The following is a 3899-nucleotide window of genomic DNA, read 5'->3' on the forward strand; positions in this document are numbered from 1 at the left end:
AACCGCGGACGACCGCCAAGACCGGGTGCCCGTTCCTCCGCGCGTCCGAAAGACGTTCCAGCAGAAGTATTCCGGCACCTTCGCCCCATCCGGTGCCGTCGGCCGCATCCGCGAAGGGTTTGCAGCGCCCGTCCGCGGCGAGCCCGCGCTGCCGACTGAACTCCACGAACGGCGCGGGCGTCGCCATCACCGTGACGCCACCGGCGAGCGCCATCGTGCACTCACCGGTGCGCAGTGCCTGCGCGGCGAGGTGCAGGGCGACCAGCGACGACGAGCACGCGGTGTCGACGGTGACCGCGGGACCCTCTAGCCCGAGCGTGTAGGCGATGCGGCCGGAGGCGATGCTGCCCGCGCTGCCGTTGATCAGGTAGCCCTCGACCTCGGCGGGCACCTCGGTCAACCGCGCGCCGTAATCGTGGTACATCACGCCCGCGAAAACTCCGGTCCGGCTGCCGCGCAACGATAACGGGTCGATCCCCGCGCGTTCGAAGGCCTCCCACGAGGTTTCCAGCAGCAGCCGCTGCTGGGGATCCATCGCCATCGCCTCACGCGGTGATATCCCGAAGAAGTCCGGATCGAACTCCGCCGCGTCGTACAGGAACGCGCCCTCGGTGGCAGTCACCGATCCCGGCCTCGCCCCGGTGGCGTCGTACATGGCCTCGGGGTCCCAGCCCCGGTCGGACGGCATGGCCGCGACGGCATCCCCCGCTTCGGAGATGAACTGCCAGAACGCTTCCGGGGAATCGCTCCCGCCGGGAAACCGGCAACTCATCGCGACGATGACCACCGGATCCTCGCCCGCCCGCTCGGTCGCGACGACGGTGGGCGTCTCCTCCCGATGCCCGTACAACGCCCCTTCGAGGTGCGCGGCGAGGGCGGACGGCGTCGGATGGTCGAAGACGACCGTGGCGGGCAAACGCAGTCCGGTCGCGGCATTGAGCCGGTTGCGCAGGTCGATGCCGGCCAGCGAGTCGAAGCCGAGGTCGCGGAATGCGCGCGCCGCTGGCACATTCTCGGCCGAGGCATGGCCCAGCGCGGCGGCCGCCCGCGACCGAACCAGGTCGAGCAGGACGCCCGCGCGGCGGTCGGCGGGCAGGTCGGCCAGCGGATGCACGGCCGGCTCGGGCCGCACCACCGCTCGCCGGACCGGTACCCGAACGAGTTCACGCAGCAGCGGGGGGATCGGCCGCGCGGAGTCGGCCAGGGCCGCGGTGTCGAGCCGAAGCGGAACAAGCGTCGCCTCCGCCGCGCCGCGCCATGCGGTGTCGAACAGCGCCAGCGCGGATTCCGTACTCATCGCGCCGACGCCCAGGTCGGCCAGTCGGCGCAGATCGGTGTCCGACAGCTCGCCGGTCAAGGCGCTGCGCTCGGCCCAGAGGCCCCACGCCAGCGACACCGCCGGGGCGCCGAGGCGCCTGCGATAGTCGGCCAGCGCGTCGAGGAATGCGTTCGCCGCCGCGTACCCCGCCTGGCCTGCGGAGCCGAATATGCCTGCGGCAGAGGAGAAAAGGACGAATCGGCGCACGTCGTAGTCGTTCGTCAACTCGTGCAGGTTGACCGCGGCGTCGACCTTCGGCCGCAGCACCTCGTACAGCCGCGCCGGCGTCAGCGCCTCGACCACCCCGTCCGCGAGTACCCCGGCTGCGTGGATTACCGCCGTGACGGGGTGCGTAGCGGCAGCGTCCTCGAACACGGCGCGCAGGGCCCGCCGATCGGCGACATCGCAGCCGACGATCTCCGCATTCGCGCCGACCGCCCGGAGTTCGGTGAGCAGCTCGGCGCCGCCCGGCGCCGCGTGGCCCTGCCTGCTGACCAGGAGCAGGCGGCGCACCCCGTGCTGGGTCACCAGGTGCCTGGCCAGCAGCCGGCCGAGCGTTCCGGTGCCGCCGGTGATCAGCACGGTGCCGTCCCGATCGGGAGCCTGCTCGGTGGGTTCGACCGGGATCTCCCGAACGAGCCTGGGCAACAACGGTTTACCGTGCCGTACCGCGAGCTGCGGTTCTCCGCTGATCGCCGCGAACGCCAGCATCTGCGCCGAATCTTCGGTGCCGTCGACGTCGGCGAGCACGAAGCGGTCCGGGTGCTCGGTCTGCGCCGTGCGCACCATGCCCCACACCGCGGCGTGCCGCGTGCCCGCCGGATCGTCGGGCAGCGCCCGCACGGCGTGCTCGGTGACCAGCACCAGCTGGGATTCGCCGAACAGCGGCTCGGCGAGCCAGGTCTGCAGCAACTCCAGTGCGTGCACCGCCTCGCGGTGCGCGATCGCGGCCGATGGCCGCGCGGACTCGTCGGCGCGCAGATCGAGCCTGGCGAAGACGAGCGAGGGCAGCTCGCCGTCGTCCCGGTCGTAGTCGGCGGCCAGCTCGGTGAGATCGGCGGCGTCCACGACGTCGACGTGCGAGACGAGATCCGCGGGCACCACCGCTGCGGGGGTGAACTCGCGCCATTCGACCCGCAGCAACGAGTCGCCTCGGCCACTGTGCAGGCGACTGATCTCGGCGAGCTCGACCGCGCGCAGGATCAGCGCTTCGGCCTCGGCGATCGGCCGCCCCGCGGTGTCGGTGATCAGCAGCCGCACCTCGGTCGGACCGACCCGGTGCAGCCGGACCCTGGCCGCGGTCGCCCCGGTGGCGTACACCGCGAAGTTCCGCCACTCGAAGGGCAGCACCGACGGCGTGTCATCGGTGAGCAGGACGGTTTGGGTCGCGGCGTCGAGCAGCGCCGGATGCAGCGCGAACTCCGCCGCGGCCGTGCGGTGTTGCTCGGGCAGGGCGATCTCGGCGAACATATCCGTCGCGGTACGCCAGACCGATCGGAGCCCGCGAAAGGCCGGGCCGTACCGGTAGCCGTGGCGGGCGAAGCGTTCGTACCCGGAGTCGATCGGCACGCGGACCGCGCCGTCGGGCGGCCACGCGCCGGACGCGGTGGTGGCCGGGGCGTGCCGTCGCGCGAGGACCGCGCCGGCGTGCAACGTCCACGGGTCGGATTCGAGCGCGTCCTCGGCTCTGGCGTGCACGGTCATCGTGTGCCGTCCCGAGCCGTCGGGGCGTAGCCGCACGCGCAGCTGTACGCCGCCGCGCTCCGGAATCGGCAGCGGGGCGATGAGCGTGAGCTCCGCCACGAGATCGCAGCCCACCTCGTCACCGGCCCGGACGGCCACCTCGAGCATGGCGCTACCCGGCAGCAGGGGCACACCGGCCACGGCGTGCTCGGTCAGCCACGGCTGGGTATCGACGCCGATCCGGCCGGTGAGCAGGACCTCCGACCCGTCGGGCTGATCGATTCGCGCGGCGAGCAGCGGATGGGTCAGCGCGCGTTGGCCAGCGGTCGCGACATCCGCGCCGACGGTCGCGGGCGCGTCGAGCCAATAGCGTGTGCGCTGGAAGGGGTAGGTGGGCAGCGGAATTCGTCGTGCCGCCGGGAGCAGCGCGGTCCAGTCGATGGCGATGCCCGTGGTCCAGGCCTGCGCCGCGGCGGTGAGCAGCCTGGCGAGCGTGCCGTCGTCGCGGCGCAAGGTACCGATGCCGACGACGGCGCCGGCGCTTTCCTGGATGGGCGCGATGAGTGCCGGGTGTGGGCTCGGTTCGATGAAAGTGGTGTGCCCGTCGGCCACCAGGGCCTGCACCGTGGGGTGGAAGAGCACCGGCTGGCGTAGGTTGCGGTACCAGTAGTCGGCGGTGAGTTCGGTGCCGTCCAGTCGCGTGCCGGTGACGGTGGAGTAGAACGCGATGCGGCCAGGGCGCGGGGCCACGGGTGCCAGCGCCGTGGCGAGTTCGGCCCGGATGATCTCCACGTCGGGTGTATGTGAAGCGTAGTCGACTTGGATGCGGCGGACCCGTATCCCGTCGCGCTCGAGCGTCGTCAGGAGTCGCTCGAGCGATTGTCGTTGCCCGGCAACG

1 protein-coding gene is annotated in these 3899 nt (G+C 72.1%); it reads right to left on the reverse strand.

The window, feature by feature from the left end:
• A partial coding sequence (locus ON39_RS48285; RefSeq protein WP_306307555.1) for an SDR family NAD(P)-dependent oxidoreductase occupies nucleotides 1-3865 on the reverse strand: 3865 nt, incomplete at its 3' end.
• Nucleotides 3866-3899 lie beyond the last annotated feature (34 nt).

This window comes from Nocardia tenerifensis NBRC 101015 (genome assembly GCF_000308715.1).
Lineage (GTDB): Bacteria > Actinomycetota > Actinomycetes > Mycobacteriales > Mycobacteriaceae > Nocardia > Nocardia tenerifensis.